Source organism: Erwinia sp. 2186, from assembly GCF_057812255.1.
In genome coordinates, this window is the sequence record NZ_CM173824.1 from 1666313 (window position 1) to 1686056 (window position 19744).

General features: G+C 57.6%; 12 protein-coding genes. 4 read left to right on the forward strand and 8 right to left on the reverse strand.

Translation table 11 applies throughout. The features are described from left to right. Positions 1–31 precede the first annotated feature (31 nt). The 5 genes from baeS to ACXKZG_RS07595 are packed head-to-tail and all read right to left on the reverse strand — an operon-like array spanning position 32 to position 10251. On the reverse strand, positions 32–1417 hold the full coding sequence (baeS, locus tag ACXKZG_RS07575; protein WP_488875933.1) for an envelope stress sensor histidine kinase BaeS: 1386 nt from the start codon (positions 1415–1417) through the stop codon (positions 32–34). Next, entirely contained in the window at positions 1417–2823 is a 1407-nt protein-coding gene (locus tag ACXKZG_RS07580) for an MFS transporter (RefSeq protein ID WP_338574346.1), read from the reverse strand. The genes baeS and ACXKZG_RS07580 overlap by 1 nt, the downstream gene beginning before the upstream one ends. Beyond that, positions 2820–5888 carry a multidrug efflux RND transporter permease subunit MdtC gene (gene mdtC / locus ACXKZG_RS07585; protein WP_013202971.1) on the reverse strand — a complete coding sequence of 1023 codons (3069 nt, stop codon included), beginning with the start codon at positions 5886–5888 and terminating at the stop codon, positions 2820–2822. Before mdtC ends, ACXKZG_RS07580 begins: the two co-directional genes overlap by 4 nt. Continuing rightward, a complete protein-coding gene (locus tag ACXKZG_RS07590; protein ID WP_488875934.1) occupies positions 5885–9004 on the reverse strand; it encodes an MdtB/MuxB family multidrug efflux RND transporter permease subunit in 3120 nt (1039 codons plus the stop codon). Before ACXKZG_RS07590 ends, mdtC begins: the two co-directional genes overlap by 4 nt. Then, the gene (locus ACXKZG_RS07595) at positions 9004–10251 is read right to left on the reverse strand and encodes an MdtA/MuxA family multidrug efflux RND transporter periplasmic adaptor subunit (protein ID WP_053144141.1); all 1248 of its coding nucleotides are present in this window, start codon (positions 10249–10251) and stop codon (positions 9004–9006) included. Before ACXKZG_RS07595 ends, ACXKZG_RS07590 begins: the two co-directional genes overlap by 1 nt. A 238-nt stretch (positions 10252–10489) precedes the next feature. On the opposite strand from ACXKZG_RS07595, the gene ACXKZG_RS07600 reads away from it, so the two are divergent. Next, a complete protein-coding gene (locus tag ACXKZG_RS07600; RefSeq protein WP_134824947.1) occupies positions 10490–11452 on the forward strand; it encodes an aldo/keto reductase in 963 nt (320 codons plus the stop codon). A gap of 2 nt (positions 11453–11454) precedes the next feature. Here the strand turns inward: ACXKZG_RS07600 and yegD are convergent, their stop codons facing one another. The 3 genes from yegD to ACXKZG_RS07615 all read right to left on the reverse strand — a co-directional run bounded on the left by yegD (position 11455) and on the right by ACXKZG_RS07615 (position 16307). Then, entirely contained in the window at positions 11455–12807 is a 1353-nt protein-coding gene (gene yegD, locus ACXKZG_RS07605; RefSeq protein ID WP_151036972.1) for a molecular chaperone, read from the reverse strand. A 93-nt stretch (positions 12808–12900) separates the two neighbouring features. Then, a complete protein-coding gene (locus ACXKZG_RS07610; protein WP_488875935.1) occupies positions 12901–15510 on the reverse strand; it encodes a diguanylate cyclase in 2610 nt (869 codons plus the stop codon). Positions 15511–15677: 167 nt separating this feature from the next. Further along, on the reverse strand, positions 15678–16307 hold the full coding sequence (locus ACXKZG_RS07615) for a phosphatase PAP2 family protein (protein WP_013202965.1): 630 nt from the start codon (positions 16305–16307) through the stop codon (positions 15678–15680). 288 nt (positions 16308–16595) lie between these two features. Here ACXKZG_RS07615 and udk point away from each other — a divergent pair, with 288 nt between their 5' ends. Genes udk through asmA form a run of 3 tightly spaced genes read left to right on the forward strand, consistent with a single transcriptional unit; the run spans position 16596 to position 19743 of the window. Continuing rightward, positions 16596–17237, forward strand: a complete 642-nt coding sequence (udk, locus tag ACXKZG_RS07620) for a uridine kinase (RefSeq protein WP_013202964.1) — start codon at positions 16596–16598, stop codon at positions 17235–17237. Positions 17238–17256: 19 nt separating this feature from the next. Continuing rightward, entirely contained in the window at positions 17257–17838 is a 582-nt protein-coding gene (dcd, locus tag ACXKZG_RS07625) for a dCTP deaminase (RefSeq protein ID WP_053144132.1), read from the forward strand. Between the two features lie 60 nt (positions 17839–17898). After that, positions 17899–19743 carry an outer membrane assembly protein AsmA gene (gene asmA / locus ACXKZG_RS07630; RefSeq protein ID WP_488875936.1) on the forward strand — a complete coding sequence of 615 codons (1845 nt, stop codon included), beginning with the start codon at positions 17899–17901 and terminating at the stop codon, positions 19741–19743. The last annotated feature ends 1 nt before the right edge of the window (position 19744 follow it).

Genomic DNA, 19744 nt, shown 5'->3' on the forward strand with positions numbered 1-19744 from the left:
TCATCTGCTTAACAAGAGGTGACACACCTCTTTAGTTAGTATTGCAGGGTAAGTGTACCGTAATTTTCAGTCCTCCGGCATCGGAGTGGTCCGCAACAATGCTGCCGTCGTGAGCTTCAACGATGTTCTGACAGATAGCCAGCCCTAGCCCGGAGCCGCCGCTGGCACGATTTCGCGAACTTTCCGCACGGAAGAATCGCTCGAAAATTTGCTGCCGCTGCTCGTCGGTGATCCCCGGACTGGTATCCTCAAAATGCAGGATCTGCTGGTCCGGTTGTGACACCAGCGTGACGGTCAGACCGCCACCGGCATCGGTATAGCGCAGGCTGTTTTCCATCAGATTGGTAAATAACTGCATCAGGCGATCGGGATCGCCAAACAGCGGTGCCTGCTCCGGCAGACGGAGATCGAGCGTAAGGTTACGGCTCTGATAGCGGCCGTTGAAGTTGCTCGCCACCAGCTCCACCAGCGGCACCAGGTCCGTTTTGCATTTGCGGTAGGCGAGGGCACCTTCATCAGACAGAGATAGCTGATGCACATCGTCCACCAGCTTGGTGAGCGTGCTGACTTCTCCCTGCAAGGAAACAATCGACTCCGGCGTCAGCTTGCGCACGCCGTCCTGAATCGCTTCAAGTTCACCGCGCAGGATCGCCAGCGGCGTCCGCAGCTCATGAGAGATATCGGCCATAAAGGCGCGGCGCATACTCTCGTTTTTCTCCAGCGTACTGGCCAGCCGGTTAAAGTCCTGCCCCAGCCGGCCCAGTTCATCGCGGCTGTTGGCCTGCACCCGGCTGGTAAAGTCGCCGGCGGCCAGCTGATGCGTGCCTTCTACCAGCCGTTTAACCGGCGCAAGCAAGCCCCGCGACATCAGCCAGGTGACCAGCGCGGCCAGCAGCATCGCCAGCCCCGAGATGATCCAGCTGGTGCGCTTCTGTTGCTGATCGAAGTTGATATCCGCGCTGCGGGTCAGGCGCTCAGGCGGCGAACCGATCACCCAACCGACAATGTGCCCGTCGCTGGTGGTGATATTGCGGCGCGACCCCTCGGGCGGCACCGGGCCGCGCGGGCCAATCATCACGTGATATTGCTGATCGATAATCCAAAACTGTGTCCGCCAGCCGTGCGGCGGAAGCTGAGAGTTGGAGTCTGGATTTTGCTCCAGCGAATGCAGGATCTGAAACACCAGCTTGTTATTGTGACGCAGGAAATCCCAGTTGCCGTGCTGCTCATACTGATCGGACAACGCATCGCTCAGCATCACCAGCCGCTGCTCGTTGCCTTTCTTGATGTAATCAATAAAGCCATGCTCAAAGCTCAGCCGCACGCCCCAGTGCATGGTGACCAGCACCAGCAGGCAGGTGGAAAAAATCGCCGCGAACAGCTTGGCGGTGATGCCGATACGCAATTTTGCAAACATTAAGACTTCCTCTTGCGGCTCAACACCACGTTTTTACTGACATCCAGCGGCACGCGCCAGAACACCAGCGCGGGCAGAACGATCACCACCGCCATGCACAGATAAGTATAAATAAAGGCCTGATGCACCGCCGCGCTGTCAGTAACCGCCTGATGACCAAAGGTGCCCAACATCAGCCCGGCCACCGTCACGCCGATACTCATCGACAGCTGCATGATCATCGACAGCAGACTGTTGCCGCTGCTGGCGAGATCGTCCGGCAGCTCTTTCAGCGTCAGGGTATTCATCGAGGAGAAGCGAATGGCATTGACCATGCCCTGCAGGAACAGCACTACCGGCAGCAGGTAATCCCAGCCCATCAATGCCACCGCCGGGAATAACAGTACCACCAGCGCCAGGCCAATGGTGGCGCCCACCAGCACGTTACGGTAGCCAAAGCGGTTAACGATCTGCACCACGATGCGCTTCATCCCCATATTGCCAAGGACCATCGGGATCATCATCAGCCCGGCATGGAACGGCGTGTATCCCATGCCCACCTGCAGGAAGATTGGCGTCATAAACGGCAGCATGCCGCTACCGATACGACCGGTAAAACTGCCTAACAGCCCAATGGAATAGATGCGGTTATCAAACAGCTTCAGGCTGAACAACGCCCGCTCGTTGCCTCGGGCGTGCATCAGATAGAACAGCAATGAGAACACGCCGATCAGGATAAACAGACAGAGCAACAGCGGCGAAACCCCTAAGCCCCGTTGGCCGTCGAGGGCCAGCGTTAAGGTTGCCATCCCTGCGGCCAGCAGAATAAAGCCGAGAAAGTCGAATTTTCGCGGCGGCAGGCTCATATTTTTCATCAGCATCAGGGTCGCAATGGCCCCAATGATGCCCACCGGAATATTGATCAGGAAAATCCAGTGCCAGCTGGCGTATTGCACCAGCACGCCACCCAACGCCGGGCCGAGCAGCGGGCCGACCTGGCCCGGTAAGGTCACAAAGGTCATCGCCGCCATATATTGCTCGCGCGGGACCAGCTTCATCACCGTTAACCTGCCGACCGGCACCATCATCGCGCCGCCAATACCCTGCACCACACGCGCCATAATCAGTTGATCCAGCGAGGTGGCCATTGAGCAAAACAGCGAGCCGACGCTGAACAGAATGATGGCGCTGAAGAACACGTTCCTTACCCCGAACCGGTCGGCCAGCCAGCCGCTGACCGGCAGCATCACCGCCACCGTCAGCACATAGGAGACGATCACCGAATGCATATTCAGCGGGTTCTCGTTCAGGCTTACCGCCATCGAGGGCAGGGCAGTGTTAACGATGGTGGTATCCAGCGCCTGCATAAAGAAGCCGAAGGCAACGATCCACAGTTGCCAGCGCACGGTGGAAGGAAGCGTATTCATGACTGGACGAGTTCCTGACGTGGCCGGCGACGCAGTTTATCCATATACAGATAAACCACCGGCGTGGTGTATAGCGTTAACAGCTGGCTCATCACCAGCCCGCCGACAATAGTAATCCCCAGCGGCTGGCGCAGCTCTGCCCCATCACCGGACGTCAGCACCAGCGGCAAGGCACCTAACAGCGCCGCCAGCGTGGTCATCATGATTGGCCTGAAGCGCAGCAGGCTCGCCTGGAAAATCGCCTCGCGGGCGGTCAGGTTGCCGTTACGCTGCGCCTCAAGCGCAAAATCGACCATCATGATGGCGTTCTTTTTGACGATACCGATCAGTAGCAGAATGCCGATCAGCGCAATCAGACTGAACGGCGCGCTAAACAGTTCCAGCGCCAGCAGCGCGCCCACACCTGCGGAGGGCAGCGTGGAGAGGATGGTCAGCGGATGCACGTAGCTTTCATACAGGATGCCTAACACGATATACACCGTGGCGATGGCGGCGATAATCAGCCACACCTGGCTGTTCTGGCTTTGCTCGAAGGCTTGCGCAGTACCGGCAAAGCTGCCCCGCACCGAGGTCGGCACGCCCAGCGTGGTCATGCTGCGGTCAATGGCATCGGAAGCCTGAGAAAGCGACACTCCTTCTGGCAGGTTAAAGGAGATGGTCGAGGCAGCCGACAGTCCCTGATGATTTACCGACAACGGCGCGTTGGCCGGGAGCCATTTGGCAAAGTAAGAGAGCGGAATGGCTTTGCCATCGTTGTTAATCAGGTACATCAAATCCAGCGAGCTGATGTCCTGGGTGTAGCGCGGATCCACTTCCATTACCACTTTGTACTGATTGAGCGGCTGATAAATGGTGGAAATCTGCCGCTGGCCGAAGGCATTGTTCAGCAGGTTATTGGCATCCGTCACGTCAATGCCCAGTCGGGTCATGGTTTCACGATCGTAGGTCAACGCCATTTCCGAGCCTTTATCCTGCTGATCGGAGTTCACATCCGCCAGCTCCGGCAGCGCCGCAAAAGCCTCGCGAATTTTCGGCTCCCAGATCCGCAGGTCGTCGAGATTGTCTGACAGCAGCGTATACTGATACCCGGCGTTCGATTCCCGTCCGCCCACCCGCAAATCCTGTACCGCCATCAGATACAGACTCGCGCCAGGTTCTTTGGCCAGCTTGATACGCAGCCGGGCAATCACTTCCTGCGCATTTTCACTGCGCTCGCTTAACGGCTTAAGGGAGATAAACATCGATCCGCTGTTGGTGCGCGAGCCGCCGGTAAAGCCGACCACGCTTTCCACCGCCGGATCGTCGCGGACAATCTTCATAAAGCCTTCCAGCTTGCCGCGCATCGCCTGGAACGAAATGCTCTGATCGGCCTGAATAAAGCCCATCACCCGGCCGGTATCCTGCTCGGGCATAAAGGTTTTCGGGATGGAGATATACAGATAAACCGTCAGGCCGATGGTGGCGAGAAACACCAGCAGCGTCCAGCGGGAGTGATTGAGCACCCAGTTCAGCGAGCGGCCGTAGCCTTGCTGAATGGCGTTGAGCACGCGGCCAAAGCCGCGCACCCGGCCTTGCTCGCGTTGCGGATGCGCGCGCAGCAGCCTGGCGCACATCATCGGCGTCAGGGTAAGGGAAATCACCAGCGATATCGCTATTGATACCGACAGCGTGACGGCAAATTCCTTAAAGAAGCGGCCAATCAGACCGCCAAGCATCAGTAACGGCAGGAAAACGGCAATCAGCGACAGGCTCATCGACAGCACGGTAAAACCCACTTCCCGCACGCCCTGTAACGAGGCCTGCAGCGGCTTCATACCCGCTTCCACATGGCGGGAAATGTTCTCCAGCACCACGATGGCATCATCCACCACAAACCCGGTGGCAACGGTCAATGCCATCAACGACAGGTTATTCAGGCTGAAGCCGCACAGATACATGGCGGCAAAGGTGCCAATCAGCGACACCGGCACGGCCACCGCCGGAATAAGCGTGGCGCGACCCGAGCGTAAAAAGGCAAACACCACCAGGATCACCAGCCCGACCGAGATCGCCAGCGACTGTTCCACTTCTGCCAGCGAGGCGCGGATCGTCGGCGAGCGATCCTGGGCGATTTCCAGATGGATTGAGGCCGGAATGATATTGCTGAGTTCAGGCACTTCGGCGCGAATACGGTCGACGGTATCGATGATATTGGCTTCGGGCAGCTTGCGGATCAGCAACAGGATTGCCGGTTTGGCGTTCGACATCCCGGCGTTGCGGACGTCCTGAACCGAGTCGGTGACGTTAGCCACATCCTGCAAACGCACTGCTGCGCCGGCATTGTAATGCACCACCAGCGGCTGATAATCCGCCGCCTTTTGCAGCTCGTCGTTGGTTTTCAGTTGCCAGCGCTGCTGATGATCTTCAATCGCGCCCTGCGGTCTGCGCTGGTTGGCATTGGCGATGGTTTCGCGAATCGCATCCAGCGAGACGCCCTGATTAAACAGCGCCTGCGGATTGAGGTCGACACGCACCGCAGGCAGTGAACTGCCGCCCACGGTGACGTCACCCACACCGTCGATTTGCGACAGCTTTTGCGCCAGCTGCGTAGAGGCGTAGTCATACAGCTGACCCTGGGAATAGGTGTCCGAGGTCAGCGCCATAATCATAATCGGGGCGTCGGAAGGGTTGGCCTTGCGGTAGGTGGGGCGGCTGGGCATCCCGGTAGGCAACAGGCTTTGCGCGCCGTTGATCGCGCCCTGAACATCCCGTGCGGCACCGTTGATATCGCGATCGTAGTCGAATACCAGGATGATGCGGGTGCTGCCCAATGAGCTGGTGGAGGTCATTTCACTGACGCCCGCGATACGTCCCAGCGAGCGTTCCAGCGGGGTGGCCACTGACGACGCCATGGTTTCCGGCGAGGCGCCGGGCAGCGACGCACTGATGACGATCACCGGGAAATCCACCTGCGGCAGCGGGGCGACAGGCAGCAGTCTGAACCCCAATACGCCCGCCAGCAGGATGGCGATGGTCAGTAGAATCGTCGCCACCGGGCGATGGATAAACAGCGCGAAAAACCTCACTGCGCTTCCTCCTGCCTGAAGCGACGACGGGTAGCGTGAGCCAGTCGGTCAAACAGCAGATAAATCACCGGCGTGGTAAACAGCGTCAGTACCTGGCTGACCACCAGACCGCCGACCATCGCCACGCCCAGCGGACGGCGCAGCTCTGCACCGACGCCGGTACTCAGCATCAGCGGCAAGGCACCCAGCAATGCCGCCAGCGTGGTCATCAGGATCGGGCGGAAACGCAGCAGGCAGGCCTGATAAATCGCGTCATACGGCGCCATACCCTGTTCCCGCTCGGCGGCCAGCGCAAAGTCGATCATCATGATGGCGTTTTTCTTCACGATACCTATCAGCAGAATGATGCCGATAATGGCGATCACATCCAGCTCGTGACCGCTCAGCATCAGTGCCAGCAGCGCGCCCACGCCCGCGGTTGGCAGCGTAGACAGAATGGTAATCGGGTGGATAAAGCTTTCATACAGCACGCCAAGGACGATATACATCGCCACGATTGCCGCCACGATCAGCCAGATGGTGCTGGACAGCGCCGCCTGGAAAGCCAGCGTGCTGCCCTGGAACTCGGTCATGATCTCCGACGGCATTGCCAGATCCTGCTCGGTTTTGCTGATGGCATTGACCGCCTGTTCCAGCGAGTAACCGTCGCGCACGTTGAACGAGAAGGTGGTTGAAGGGAACTGATCGAGATGGTTAATGCTCAACGCCCCATGACGCTGCTCAACGGTGGCGATCGCGCTCAACGGTACCACGCCGCCAGAGGTGCTGTTCAGGCGAATGCCATCCAGCGCGGCAAGGCCTGGCGTGGCTGAGGTGTCATGCTCCAGCACCACGCGATACTGATTGGCCTGGGTGTAAATGGTGGAGATCAGACGCTGGCCAAAGGCGTTATACAGCGCGTTATCCACGTCGGCCATGGTGATACCCAGACGGCTGGCGTTATCGCGATCCACTTTGATATAGGCTTCCAGCCCCTGATCCTGCCAGTCGCTGCTGACATCTTTCAGCTCCGGCAAGGTCGACAGCGCAGTAATCAGTTTCGGCACCCACAGGCTGAGGGATTCGAGCGAACCGGCCTGCAAGGTAAACTGATATTGCGTGCGGCTGACCGTGGTATCAATGGTGAGATCCTGCACCGGCTGCAGGTAGAGATTCACGCCGGGCAATTTGGCTATTTCCGTCTGAAGTCGGTCGATCACCACCGGAATGCGGTCATCACGCTGATCCAGCGGTTTCAGGTTGATCTGCAGTCGCCCGCTGTTCAGCGCCGGGTTGGTGCCGTCGACGCCGACGAAAGAGGTCAGGCTTTGCACCGCCGGATCCTTCATGATGATTGAGGCAACCTGCTGCTGGCGCTGCGCCATATTGGCGTAGGAAACCGATTGTGGAGCCTGCAGCGTGCCCTGGATGATGCCGTTATCCTGCACCGGGAAGAAGCCTTTCGGAATGGTGATCCACAGCAGCACGGTGATCGCCAGCGTGCCCAGCGCCACGCCTAGGGTTATCCACGGATGATTCAGCACCCGGCGCAGAAAATGCCCATAACCGGCAATAATGCGGTCAAACATCGCTTCACTGGCGCGCGAGAAGCGGTTCTGTTTGCGTAACGACTCCACGCTCAGCATGCGCGCGCACATCATTGGGGTCAGGGTCAGCGACACCACGGCGGAAATCAGAATGGAGATCGCCAGCGTCACGGCAAATTCACGGAACAGCCGACCGACGATATCGCCCATAAACAGCAGCGGGATTAACACCGCAATCAGCGAGAAGGTCAGGGAAATGATGGTAAAGCCAATTTCGCCTGCGCCTTTTAGCGCCGCAGCCATCGGCTTTTCGCCTTTCTCGATATAGCGGGAGATGTTCTCGATCACCACGATCGCATCATCCACCACAAAACCGGTGGCGATGGTCAGCGCCATCAGCGTCAGGTTGTTGATCGAGAAACCGAGGAAATAGATCACTGCGAAAGTGCCGACCAGCGACAGCGGAACGGCAACGGCTGGAATGATGGTCGCCGGCACGTTACGCAGGAACAGATAGATGATCATCACCACCAGCGCAATCGCCAGCATCAGCTCAAACTGCACGTCATGCACGGAAGCGCGAATATTGGTGGTGCGATCGGTCAGGACTTTGACCTCAACCGATTTTGGCAGTGAGGCGGTCAGCGACGGCAGCATCTGGCGAATACTGTCGGCGGTGGTAATGATGTTGGCGCCAGGCTGACGCTGAATATTCAGTACAATGGCCGGCTGACGATTGGCCCATGCGCCGAGCCAGCTGTTCTCCGCACCCTGCTCAACAGTCGCCACATCGCGCAGCCGCACGGCTGAGCCGTTCTGATAGGCGACGATCAGCTTACGGTAATCCTCGGCGGATTTCATCTGATCGTTGGCCGACAGCGTGATGGAACGCTCGGGGCCGTCAAGGCTACCTTTGGCGGAGTTAACGTTGGCATTCGCGATCGCCGTGCGCACCGTTTCACTGTCCAGATTCAGGGCTGCCAGCGCCTGCGCGTTGAGCTTGACCCGCACCGCAGGGCGTTGACCGCCGGCCAGCGTCACCAGACCCACACCCGAGACCTGAGAGATTTTCTGCGCGACCCGCGTTTCCACCATATCCTCAACCTGCGTCATCGGCATGCTGGTAGTGGTAACGGCAAGGGTCATGATCGGCGGATCGGCCGGGTTAACCTTGCTGTAAACCGGCGGATTGGGCAGGTCGGACGGCAGCAAATTGGTGGCGGCGTTAATGGCGGCCTGCACTTCCTGCTCAGCCACATCCAGCGGCAGCGTCAGCTGGAACTGCAAAGTGACCACCGACGCGCCGCCGGAACTCTGCGAAGACATCTGCTTCAGCCCGGACATCTGGCCGAACTGGCGTTCAAGCGGGGCGGTAATCGACGAGGTGACCACATCCGGGCTGGCACCCGGATACAGCGTCACGACCTGAATGGTGGGATAGTCGACTTCCGGCAGGGCTGAAACGGGCAGGGCACGGTAGCCCAAAATACCGGCCAGCAGGATCGCCACCATCAATAGCGTGGTGGCAACCGGGCGGAGAATAAACTGGCGGGACGGGCCGCCGGTAGAGCTCGGTGGCATAACCTGCATCAGGAACTGGCTCCTTTAGACGGCAGAGCGCTTTTTCCTGAGGTCAGCGGCGTGGCCTGCGGTGCCACCACTTCCACTTTGGTGCCTTCGGTCAGGCGGTCAATGCCGTCGGTGACGACACGCTCGCCCGCATCCAGTCCGGCGGTGACCACCACTTTCTGGCTATCCTGTAAGCCGGTAGTGATCAGTTTTTTACTGACTTTATCCTCTGCGTTGACCACCCAGACAAAGTTTCCTTCATTGCCCATTTGCAGCGCCGCAGCCGGGATCACAATCGCATCCTGCAGGGTGTTGACCTTCAGGCGGGCGTTCACGAATTGATTAGGGAACAACATATCGTCGTTGTTACCGAAGCGTGCCTTCAGCTTTACCGTGCCGGTGGTGGCATCAATCTGGTTATCCATGCTGAGTAACGTGCCGCTGGTCAGCAGTTTTTTATTGCTGCGGTCCCAGGCTTCTACCGGGATTGGCTGGCCGCCTTTTTGCGCCATCAGGATGGTGCTGATGTCATTTTCCGGCAGGCTGAACACCAGATCGATCGGATGCGTTTGGGTAATGACCACGATGCCGGTGGTATCGCCGCTGGTGATGTAGTTGCCGACGTCGACCTGCTTGAGTCCGACGCGGCCAGAGATAGGGGAGGTGACGCGGCTGTAAGTCAGATTTAACTGGGCGCTGGCGACGCTGCCTTCATCGGCTTTAATGGTGCCGAGGGTTTCGCTGACCAGCGAGCGCTGGGTATCCATTTCCTGCTGCGAGACCAGATTGGTTTTTGCCAGCTTCTCGTAGCGGGCCAGATCGCGGCGGGCATTTGCCAGCGTAGCCTGGTCTTTTGCCAGCTGTCCCTGTGCCTGAGTAAGGGCGACCTGATAAGGACGGGGATCGATTTCGGCAATCAGCTGACCGGCTTTAACTTCCTGACCTTCGGTAAAATGCAGCGCCATCAGGTCGCCATCGACCCGGCTGCGCAGCGTGACGGTGTTGGCGGCGGTGACGGTGCCCAGTCCGGAAAGATACTGCGGCACGCTCTGGCGCACCGCTTCGGCTGCCTGCACCGGGGATAATGCGGCAGTGCCACCATGACGGCCCCCGCCTTTACCTTCACCGCCCTTATGCTGCTGTGCGTCAGCGGTTTTTTCCGGGGCAGCGCTGCTGTGGCTGCTGTGCCACCAGTACCAACCGCCAGCGGCAACCGCTGCGATAATCAGGATCGGCAAGATTTTGAGGGAACGGCGTTGTGCAGTCATCTTGGTGTCAGCTCTCCGGTGCAAAAAGTGTGTCCACGAGGGCCAAAAACGGGGCCCAGAATTTTTCTATTTTAGCGGGTTTATCAACCGCAAAAGTGAAGGAATTAAGGATAACCGTTCAGCTGGTGTAAGTATTCCTGTCGCGCACATCTTTTGCCACAAATCGTCGAAGCGACGCCGGGGATGTTTGCTACGCTCTAAGTCACGTGAGAAACAATTCATATTCAGGAGAGTAATGATGAGTCAATCAGAGCACCGTTCACTGGGCCGCACCGGCATTCAGGTTCCTACCTTGACCTTTGGTGGCAACGTATTTGGCTGGACTGTCGATCAAAAAACGTCTTTCTCCCTGCTGGATGCGCTGGTCGAAAAAGGGCTGTATTTCATTGATACCGCTGATGTGTATTCCCGTTGGGCGCCGGGTAATGAAGGCGGCGAATCTGAAACCATTATTGGTAACTGGCTGAAGCAGAGCGGCAAACGCGACAAAATTGTGCTGGCGACCAAAGTTGGGATTGAGATGGGACCGGGGAAAACCGGGCTGTCACCGAAATACATTCGCCAGGCGATTGAAGACTCGTTGCGTCGCTTGCAAACCGACAGCATCGACCTGTATCAGGCACACCGCGACGACAGCGATACGCCGCTGCAGGAAACGCTGGCGACCTTTGATGCCTTAATTAAAGAAGGCAAAGTGCGGGCGATTGGTGCCTCCAACTATTCGGCAGAACGCCTGAGCGAAGCGCTGAAGGTCAGTGAGGATAATGGCTTCGCGCGTTATGAAACCTTGCAGCCTGAATACAATCTTTATGACCGTGAAGGCTATGAAAGTGGTCTTGAGCAGGTTGCCAAAGATAATGGCCTGGCGGTGATCAACTATTATTCGCTGGCCAGTGGTTTCCTCAGCGGGAAATACCGTAAGCCGGAAGATGCCAGTAAAAGTCAGCGTGGGGCAGGTGTGGTCGAGAAATATCTGAACGAGCGCGGCTTACGCATTATTAAGGCGCTGGATCAGGTGGCGGAATCCACCGGTTCAACTCCGACGCAGGTGGCTCTTGCCTGGCAGATTGCCCGCCCGAGTATCACCGCCCCAATCGTCAGCGTCACCTCACTCACTCAGCTTGATGAGTTAACGAAAGCCGCCGCGCTCAAACTGAGCGACGACGACATCCGTGAACTGTCAGAAGCCAGCAGCTACTGAGCTTAGCGGAACATCACCTGCGCCCAACGGGCCAGACCGGCGGTGACGGAACCAAAGTCATCGCCGCTCGCCAGCGGAATGTCCGGCAGCTGCTGTTGCAGTGCCTGACGCAGCACCGGTGAACGGGCGCTACCGCCGGTCAGATAGATCACATCAGGACGGGTGCCGCTGGCATCCAGCGCCATTTTCACCTGTTCCTGAATCCGCTCCAGCGGCTGCGCAATCGCCGCTTCCAGCCCCTGAACACTTATCGCCGTCTCCAGCGACTGCTCAATAAAGGCCAGTTGCGTGGTGACGTTGGCTTGCTCAGACAGCGCAATTTTGCTCTCCTCAGCCGCGCGCACCAGGCGATAGCCCAGACGCTGCTGCCAGACTTTCAGCAGACGCTTCACTTTCTCTGGCTCACGCGCATCGCGGATCAAATCCAGCAGCAGCTTTTTGCTGGCGGTGGCGTAGAAATCGCTTTGGGCAGGAACATCATTGATCGCCACGGCGTTCCACCACGGCAGAGCAGGAAGGGCAGTGCCTTTTTCCGTCGCGCCGCCTAATCCCAGCAGGGGCATCAGCTCCTTAAAGGCCAGCATGATATCCAGATCGTTCCCGCCTACGCGGCAACCGCTGTGCCCTAACAGGCTGGCACTGCGATCGGATTTGTCATGCCATTCCGGGCCCATCAGCAGCATCGAGCAGTCAGTGGTCCCGCCGCCGATATCGACCACCAGCACCCGCGTTTCCTGTTTCAGCGTCGCTTCAAACTCCAGGCCTGCGGCAACCGGCTCAAACTGGAATTCAACGTCTTTAAAACCGGCACGGCTGGCGGCACGCGCCAGAATACCCTGCGCCTGACGGTTGGCTTCATCCCCGCCCAGGCCCTGGAAGTTGATCGGACGACCAATCACTGCCTGGGTGATGCTTTGATTCAGATTCTGTTCCGCCTTCTGACGGATGTGCAGCATCATGGCGCACACCAGATCCTCGAAGAATGCCACCTGCTGCGGCTTTAGCCCGTTGGCACCGAGGAAGGATTTCGGCGACTTAACGAACCAGACATCTTCCGGATCGGCCATATATTGTGCCAGCGACGCCAGTCCAAACTGGACGCTGTTGGGGGTGACCTCAATATCTTCTTCGCGGTTGAACGCCAGCGCACGGCGTAAAATGGCCTGGTTATCGGCTTCAGGTGTCGGCACCTGATGATGGCGGAATAACCACTCACTGACCGCATCGCGGGTCGGAGCACAAAGCATGGAGGGCAATAAGGTAGAACCTTGCTCCAGCGGCAGCAGTGCAGGCACGCCGTCTTTCATAATGGCGACCGAGCAATTTGCTGTCCCGTAATCAAAGCCAATAAACATTTATCCCCCTCAGCTGGAAAAAAGGGGGCGACTTTAGCCCAGGCCCGCATGGAGAGCAAGAACCCATGCGCAATTTATCGCAAAGTGGCGGCACTAGGCCTGATCTTCGTGGTGATTGAGCTGCCAGGGATTGAGGGTGCGCAGGCGTTCCGGATCGTACACCGCCAGCTGGCCACGCCCGTTGTGCTTGGCGCTGTAGCAGGCCAGGTCGGCCTGAGCCAACACGTCGCTGACCGTATGGTTTTCCTTATTAAGCAAGGTGATCCCGGCGCTGGCACCGACGCGGTGCAGACGACCTTCCCACAGGAAATGGTAGTCGTTCACCGCGTTGACGATGCGGGCAATCACTTCCTGCGCCTTATCCTGCGGGCAATCCAGCAACAGAATGCCAAACTCATCACCGCCCAGGCGGGCGAGGAAATCATTGCTGCGCAGATGGCGCTGCATCACGCCAGATATTTCACGCAGCAGCGCATCGCCGGCGGCATGACCGGAGGTATCATTGACCGCTTTGAAGCGGTCCAGGTCGACAAACACCAGCGCATGATCTTTTTGCAACAGGCTTGGTGAGAGCAACAGGCTGTCGAGCCTCTGCTCAAAGCTGACGCGGTTGGGCAGGCTGGTCAGCACATCGTGAGAAGCGCTGTAGGTCAGACGACGCATCATTTCGCGCGAGGTGCTGACATCGCGTATCACCATCACGCTGCCGATGTTGTCACCTTCCAGCGTTTTCAACGGCATGATGCTGTAGTGGATATCGTACTGACGGCCCGCGCTGTTATGCAGCACCAGTTCCTGATCTAAATCCGGCGTAGATTTGGTTTGCGGCAGTTCACACAGCAGCAGACTTTCCAGCTGTGGGCCTTTGTGGCCCTGGGTGATGCGCAGAATATCGTTGAGCGGCTTGCCGACAGCATGTTCCTGCGCCCAGCCGGTCATGCTTTCGGCGACCGGATTCATAAAGATGACCCGCATCTCTTCATCGGTACTGATCACCCCTTCACCGATCGCATCCAGCGTAATGTGCATGCGCTCTTTTTCCTGGTAGAGCGCATCGGTCAGCTGGCGGATAGCGGTGATATCCTGGTTAATTCCCAGCATACGTTCCACATCGCCTTTCTCATCCAGCACCATATTGGCCTGGCTGCGGATGTAACGAAGGCCGTCATCGGTTTCAATACGGAATTCAATATCAATCGGTGAGGAGGTTTTTACCGCCGTATCGAAGGCATCAATCGCCGGCTGCCGATCGGCGGGCAGCAGGCTGTTAGCCCAGGTGAGATAGGTTGCCTGGCCATTTTCCGGCAGGTCATAAATGCGGAACATGCGTTTGTCCCAGCTCATTTTGCCGGTCACCAGGCTCCATTCCCACACGCCAATGCCGCCCGCTTCATTCGCCAGCGTAATGCGCTGCATCAGGCGGCGGTTGACCTCTTCGGTGGTTTTCAGGTCGGTGATGTCTTCAATCTGCGAGATAAAATAGAGCGGTAGCTGCTCGCTGTCCCGCACCAGCGACACGGTGAGCCGCGCCCACAGAATCTGCTGATCCTTACGCAGATAGCGCTTTTCCATACTGTAGGTTTCAATGTCGCCCAGCAGCAGCGCGTTAAGCTGAAACAGGTCCGCGTCAAGATCCTCCGGGTGGGTGATCTGCTGGAAATCCATCTTCTTCAGCTCTTTTTCCGGGTAATCCAGCAGCTTGCAAAGGGATTTATTGACCTTCAGCCATTTACCTTCCGGCGAGACCAGCGCCATACCAATGGCAGAGAATTCCATCGCATGGCGAAAACGCGTTTCGCTCTCCGAGATATGCTTTTTCTCTTCACGGAAGGAGTGCATCACCAGCGCCATCATATGGCTTGGGATCAACGCCATTAAGAACGGCAGCCAGACGGAACTGGCCAGCGGCCAGCGGCTGTTGAGCTGAATATCCAGTAACCCCAACGCCAGCATGACCGTCATCATCGACAGCGTGGCAAGGAACACCACAAAGGCCTCGAAGCGGGGCAGGCGCACGGCGCTGTAGAACAGCACCACAATCACAAAGGTGAACGGCCACGGCAGATAGCGCAGCGAGCAGTAACAGAGCACCAGCGTGACCAGCAGGGTCAGCAGCGTTTCAAACAGCACATTCTGATGACGGGCGCGTTGGAAGTAATCGTTATTCCATAGCAGGCAAACCGGGCCCAGTGCCAGCATGCCAATCATTTCCGACACCACCCAGGTGGAGAAGAAGCGGAAACTGCTGTGCCCGGAGCTGCTGAGCACCCAGGCCGCCAACAGGCCGCCCACCAGCGGGGTAAACATACCCACCGTCACCATCATTTTGCTCCAGCTCATCAGGGAGCCAAGCGGCGACTGGCGATCGAGCATCACCCGCAGTAACGATCCGCCAATTATCGCCTGGGTCAGGTTGATCAGCGGATACTTGACGTTGGCGATCCCAGGACCGATCACCAGCGAGTTGGCAAGGGCAACGCCGATAAAACAGCTCAGTAAGGCCAGCGGCAGGGAGGTAAGAGGCAGGCGAAAGATCACCATGGTCATCAGGGCCGTGGAGAACCACAGCGGGGAAATCTGGCCACTGACTTTAATCAGCTCTAAGCAGAACAGCGTTAACGCAAAACTCAGCCCGCCCAGCATGAAGGTCTGAGGCCAGCGGAGGGTGATGCGCTTTACGGAAAAAAGGGTGTCAGTCGTCATTCAAAAATCCAGCGTGGCGCCGGAGGTTTAGATCAACCGAAGGCGCAATCTACGTTACATCAGCGATGCTAACATAACCGTTTATGAATGCTTGCGGTAATTCAAAAGATAGCGGTATTCGGGCGATTGACCTGCATTTTTTCGCCCGATTCCGCTTAATGGTGGGATTACTGACGGAGTTTGAGCAACTCAGCGCGGGTCCAGGCATGGTCGATACCGGAAAGCTGCACCGAAAAGCGCTGCAGGAATTGCTGGGTGGTCGCCAGGCGGCCGTGACTCATCAGCAGCAGTGGCAACAACAGCGCGATGCACAGCTGGGTGGCGGAAAATCCCTGCAGCTCCGAACGACGCTGGCTGACCAGGAACGCGGTGCTCAAGGTAAAGCCGAGGATCAGACCGGCAACCACTTCGCTGGTGGAATGATAGTTCAGCACCAGACGGGAGGCGCCGACCATCAGCGGGATCAGGTAACCCACCATCACCGCGCAGGTGCGCCAGGCCGGCTTAAGACGGCCGCTGAGTAACCACAGCATTACCGGCCACAGGGTGGCGGACATGGCGCTGTGGCCGCTGAAGCCGGTGAAATTAAAGCGTGCGCTGCCAATGCCGTATCCGAGGAAGGCGATTTTAGACAGGCTGACGATGGCACCCGCGGCGCAAAAAGCCAGCGCCCAATACCAGACGGCGCGACGGTCGCTGTTTTTCCAGGTAATAAGAATGGCCATAATGACCGCCGTGGGGATCAACAGCATGCTGTCGCCGAAATAAGTCAAAATATGCAAAATATGCCAGGACACCGTGTTTCCTTCTTACTGTGTTACCGAGCCGGGCCAGCGTGAGCAGGGACGGTATACAGATAACTTATTGATTATGCACTTCACGCCTGGCGAAAGCTGCCCGGCTTAAAATGTGAGCTTGGTCTCATTGTTACCAGTTTAACGGGCATTGCCAGGCACGGCTAACGGGAAAGTCCTAAAAGCATTTCCGCGCTTTTCTCTGGCATCAAACCCCCGAAATCCTTATAATTACGCGCGAAATCGTCCTCTCCTTTGTCTCAGACAACCAGTAATCAGGTCTTTAATTTTATGACTGACAAGTCGCACCAGTGCGTCATCGTAGGTATCGCCGGCGCATCTGCCTCGGGAAAAAGTCTTATCGCCAGCACACTGTATCGCGAAGTGCGCGAACGTGTGGGTGATGAAAATATTGGCGTTATCCCCGAGGATGCGTATTACAAAGACCAAAGCCATCTGACCATGGATGAGCGGGTCAAAACCAACTACGATCACCCCAGCGCGATGGATCATAGTCTGCTGCTGCAACATCTGCAGAAGCTGAAAGCCGGTGAAGCGATAGACCTGCCAGTATACAGCTATGTTGATCATACCCGTACTGCGCAGACTGTTCAGCTGAAGCCAAAAAAAGTCATCATCCTGGAAGGGATCCTGCTGCTGACCGACGCCCGTCTGCGCCAGGAGATGAACTTCTCTATCTTCGTCGATACGCCGCTGGATATCTGCCTGATGCGGCGTATGAAGCGCGATGTGAATGAACGTGGCCGCTCGATGGATTCGGTCATGGCGCAATATCAGAAAACCGTTCGTCCGATGTTCCTGCAGTTCATCGAACCTTCCAAACAGTATGCTGACATTATCGTGCCTCGCGGCGGAAAAAACCGCATCGCCATCGATATTCTGAAGGCCAAGATCAATCAATTCTTCGAATAGCCGACAGGGAATTTTATCCATGAGATTATGCGACCGCGATATTGAAGCCTGGCTGGACAATGGCCAGCTGGAGATCACCCCACGTCCACCGGTGGAACGCATTAACGGTGCGACCGTTGATGTGCGTCTGGGGAATCAGTTCAGAACCTTCCGCGGGCACACCGCGGCCTTTATCGATCTCAGTGGTCCAAAGGATGAAGTCAGTGCGGCGCTGGATCGCGTGATGAGTGACGAGATTGTCCTGCCGGAAGGCGAGGCGTTCTTCCTGCATCCGGGCGAACTGGCGCTGGCCGTGACGCTGGAGTCGGTCACGCTGCCGGATAATCTGGTAGGCTGGCTGGACGGACGCTCCTCTCTGGCGCGTCTTGGGCTGATGGTTCACGTCACGGCTCACCGCATCGATCCCGGCTGGCAGGGCCGGATTGTGCTGGAGTTCTATAATTCAGGTAAGCTGCCTCTGGCACTGCGTCCGGGTATGCTGATCGGCGCACTGAGTTTTGAACCGCTGTCCGGCCCGGCTGCGCGGCCGTATAACCGCCGCACCGATGCCAAATACAAAGGGCAGCAGGGCGCGGATGCCAGCAGGATCGACAAAGATTAGAATAATCTGGCCCGTCAGCGTCTTGCCACTGGGTAACCGTGACGGGAATAAGGGGAAGGCATGAGACGATTTATTACCACGCTGGCTATTTTGCTGGTGGTAATTGTGGCCGGAATGACTGCGCTGGTGTTATTGGTTAATCCCAACGATTTTCGCGGTTACATGGCTCAGCAGGTTGAGCAGCGCAGCGGCTACCGTTTAGCGCTCAATGGCGATCTGCGCTGGCATGTCTGGCCGCAGCTGAGCATTCTTTCCGGTCAGATGACGCTGACCGCGCCGGGTGCCAAGCAGCCGGTGGTCAGCGCCAGCAATATGCGTCTTGATGTCAGTCTTCTTCCGCTTATTTCTCACCAGCTGTCGGTGAAGCAGGTGATGCTGAAAGGGGCGGTGTTCAATCTCACCCCGGACAGCGAAGCGCAACGTCCGGCTAATGCGCCCGTCGGCCCGGCAGGGAACAACCCGGACGAAGGCGTTACCCATGGCTGGAAGTTTGATATTGCCGAACTGCGCATTGCCGACAGTTTGCTGATCTGGCAACAGGATAACGGCGAGCAGCTCAATCTTCGTGATCTCAACCTTCAGCTATCCCAGGACAGTAAGCGTCAGGCGCACATTGAGCTGAGCAGCCGTATCAATCGCGATCAGCGCGAACTGCTGCTCAACCTCAACAGCGATCTGGACGTCAGCCGCTATCCTCAGCATCTCACCGCCGCCATCAATCAGCTGGATTACCAGATGACCGGTGCCGACCTGCCGAAAGACGGGCTGAAAGGGCAGATGAAAATGCAGGCCGAGTGGGCGGGAGACAATCAGGCCTTCAGCCTGAAAAATCTCTCACTGACCGCCAATGACAGCCAGCTTGATGGCAGCGCCAGCGGCATGCTCGGAGCCCGTCCGCAGCTGAATGTCGACCTGCACTCACCGTTGCTCAATATGGACTCCTTATTGGGTCTGGAGCCGGACAGTGCCGACGGTGGCCAGACGGTCCAGGCGCAACGTTCGGGCCCTGGCCCGGTCATTTCCCGCCCGGTTGAGCATGATAATGCTAATTCGCCGCTCAATGCGATGGACGGCAACGTTGCGCTGACGGTTGATAAAATGCGCTGGCGAGGCATGGATTTCGACCAGGTTAATCTGCGTGCGTCGAGTAAAGGTGGCTTGCTGAATCTGGCGACCTTAAGCGGTAAAGCCGGCAGCGGGGACTTCTCTCTGCCAGGCAGTATTGATGTGCGCACGGCTGAGACGATGGTTAAGTTGCAGCCGACGTTAAAAAACATTGCCGTGGCACCGTTGCTGAAAGCCTTTGCTCTGCCAGCTTCCCTTAGCGGCGATCTGTCGCTGGCCGGAAACTTCAGCGGCTCTGGCCTGACGGTGCCTTCCTTTAAGCAGGCCTGGCAGGGTAACGCTGAGCTGACGCTGGATAATGCCCAGATGGCCGGGCTTAACTTCCAGCAGATGATCCAGCGCGCGGTAGAAAGAAACAGTAATCGGGTTCGTGGGCCGGCCGATGCGGCGAAGGAAAACAATCTGCAGCAGATTAAAGGTAACGCCTCGCTCAATAACGGCTTACTGACCTTCCCTGGAGTGCAGGGACACTCCTCGATGCTGGATTACAGCGGCAAAGGGCAGGTCAACCTGGCGAGCCAGCAAGCGGACATGACCTTCGGTGTAACGGTGACGAATGGCTGGCAGGGCGATGATGAGCTGGTGAAACGCCTGCAGTCGACGCCGGTGCCATTGCGCATTTACGGGCCGTGGTCTGGGCTGAACTACTCATTACAGGTCGACCAGGTGCTGCGCCAGCAGCTGCAGGATGAAGCGAAAAAACGGCTACAGCAGTGGTCGGATCGTAACAAGAGCAGCGATAAAAACAGCTCAGTACAGAAACTGCTTAAAGACATGTAGC

Coding starts and splice junctions, on each gene's coding strand:
- ACXKZG_RS07600 (WP_134824947.1), top strand. CDS start 10,490: ATGAGTCAATCAGAGCACCGTTCACTGGGCCGCACCGGCATTCAGGTT.
- yegD (WP_151036972.1), bottom strand. CDS start 12,807: ATGTTTATTGGCTTTGATTACGGGACAGCAAATTGCTCGGTCGCCATT.
- ACXKZG_RS07590 (WP_488875934.1), bottom strand. CDS start 9,004: ATGCAGGTTATGCCACCGAGCTCTACCGGCGGCCCGTCCCGCCAGTTT.
- dcd (WP_053144132.1), top strand. CDS start 17,257: ATGAGATTATGCGACCGCGATATTGAAGCCTGGCTGGACAATGGCCAG.
- udk (WP_013202964.1), top strand. CDS start 16,596: ATGACTGACAAGTCGCACCAGTGCGTCATCGTAGGTATCGCCGGCGCA.
- asmA (WP_488875936.1), top strand. CDS start 17,899: ATGAGACGATTTATTACCACGCTGGCTATTTTGCTGGTGGTAATTGTG.
- ACXKZG_RS07580 (WP_338574346.1), bottom strand. CDS start 2,823: ATGAATACGCTTCCTTCCACCGTGCGCTGGCAACTGTGGATCGTTGCC.
- ACXKZG_RS07610 (WP_488875935.1), bottom strand. CDS start 15,510: ATGACGACTGACACCCTTTTTTCCGTAAAGCGCATCACCCTCCGCTGG.
- ACXKZG_RS07595 (WP_053144141.1), bottom strand. CDS start 10,251: ATGACTGCACAACGCCGTTCCCTCAAAATCTTGCCGATCCTGATTATC.
- baeS (WP_488875933.1), bottom strand. CDS start 1,417: ATGTTTGCAAAATTGCGTATCGGCATCACCGCCAAGCTGTTCGCGGCG.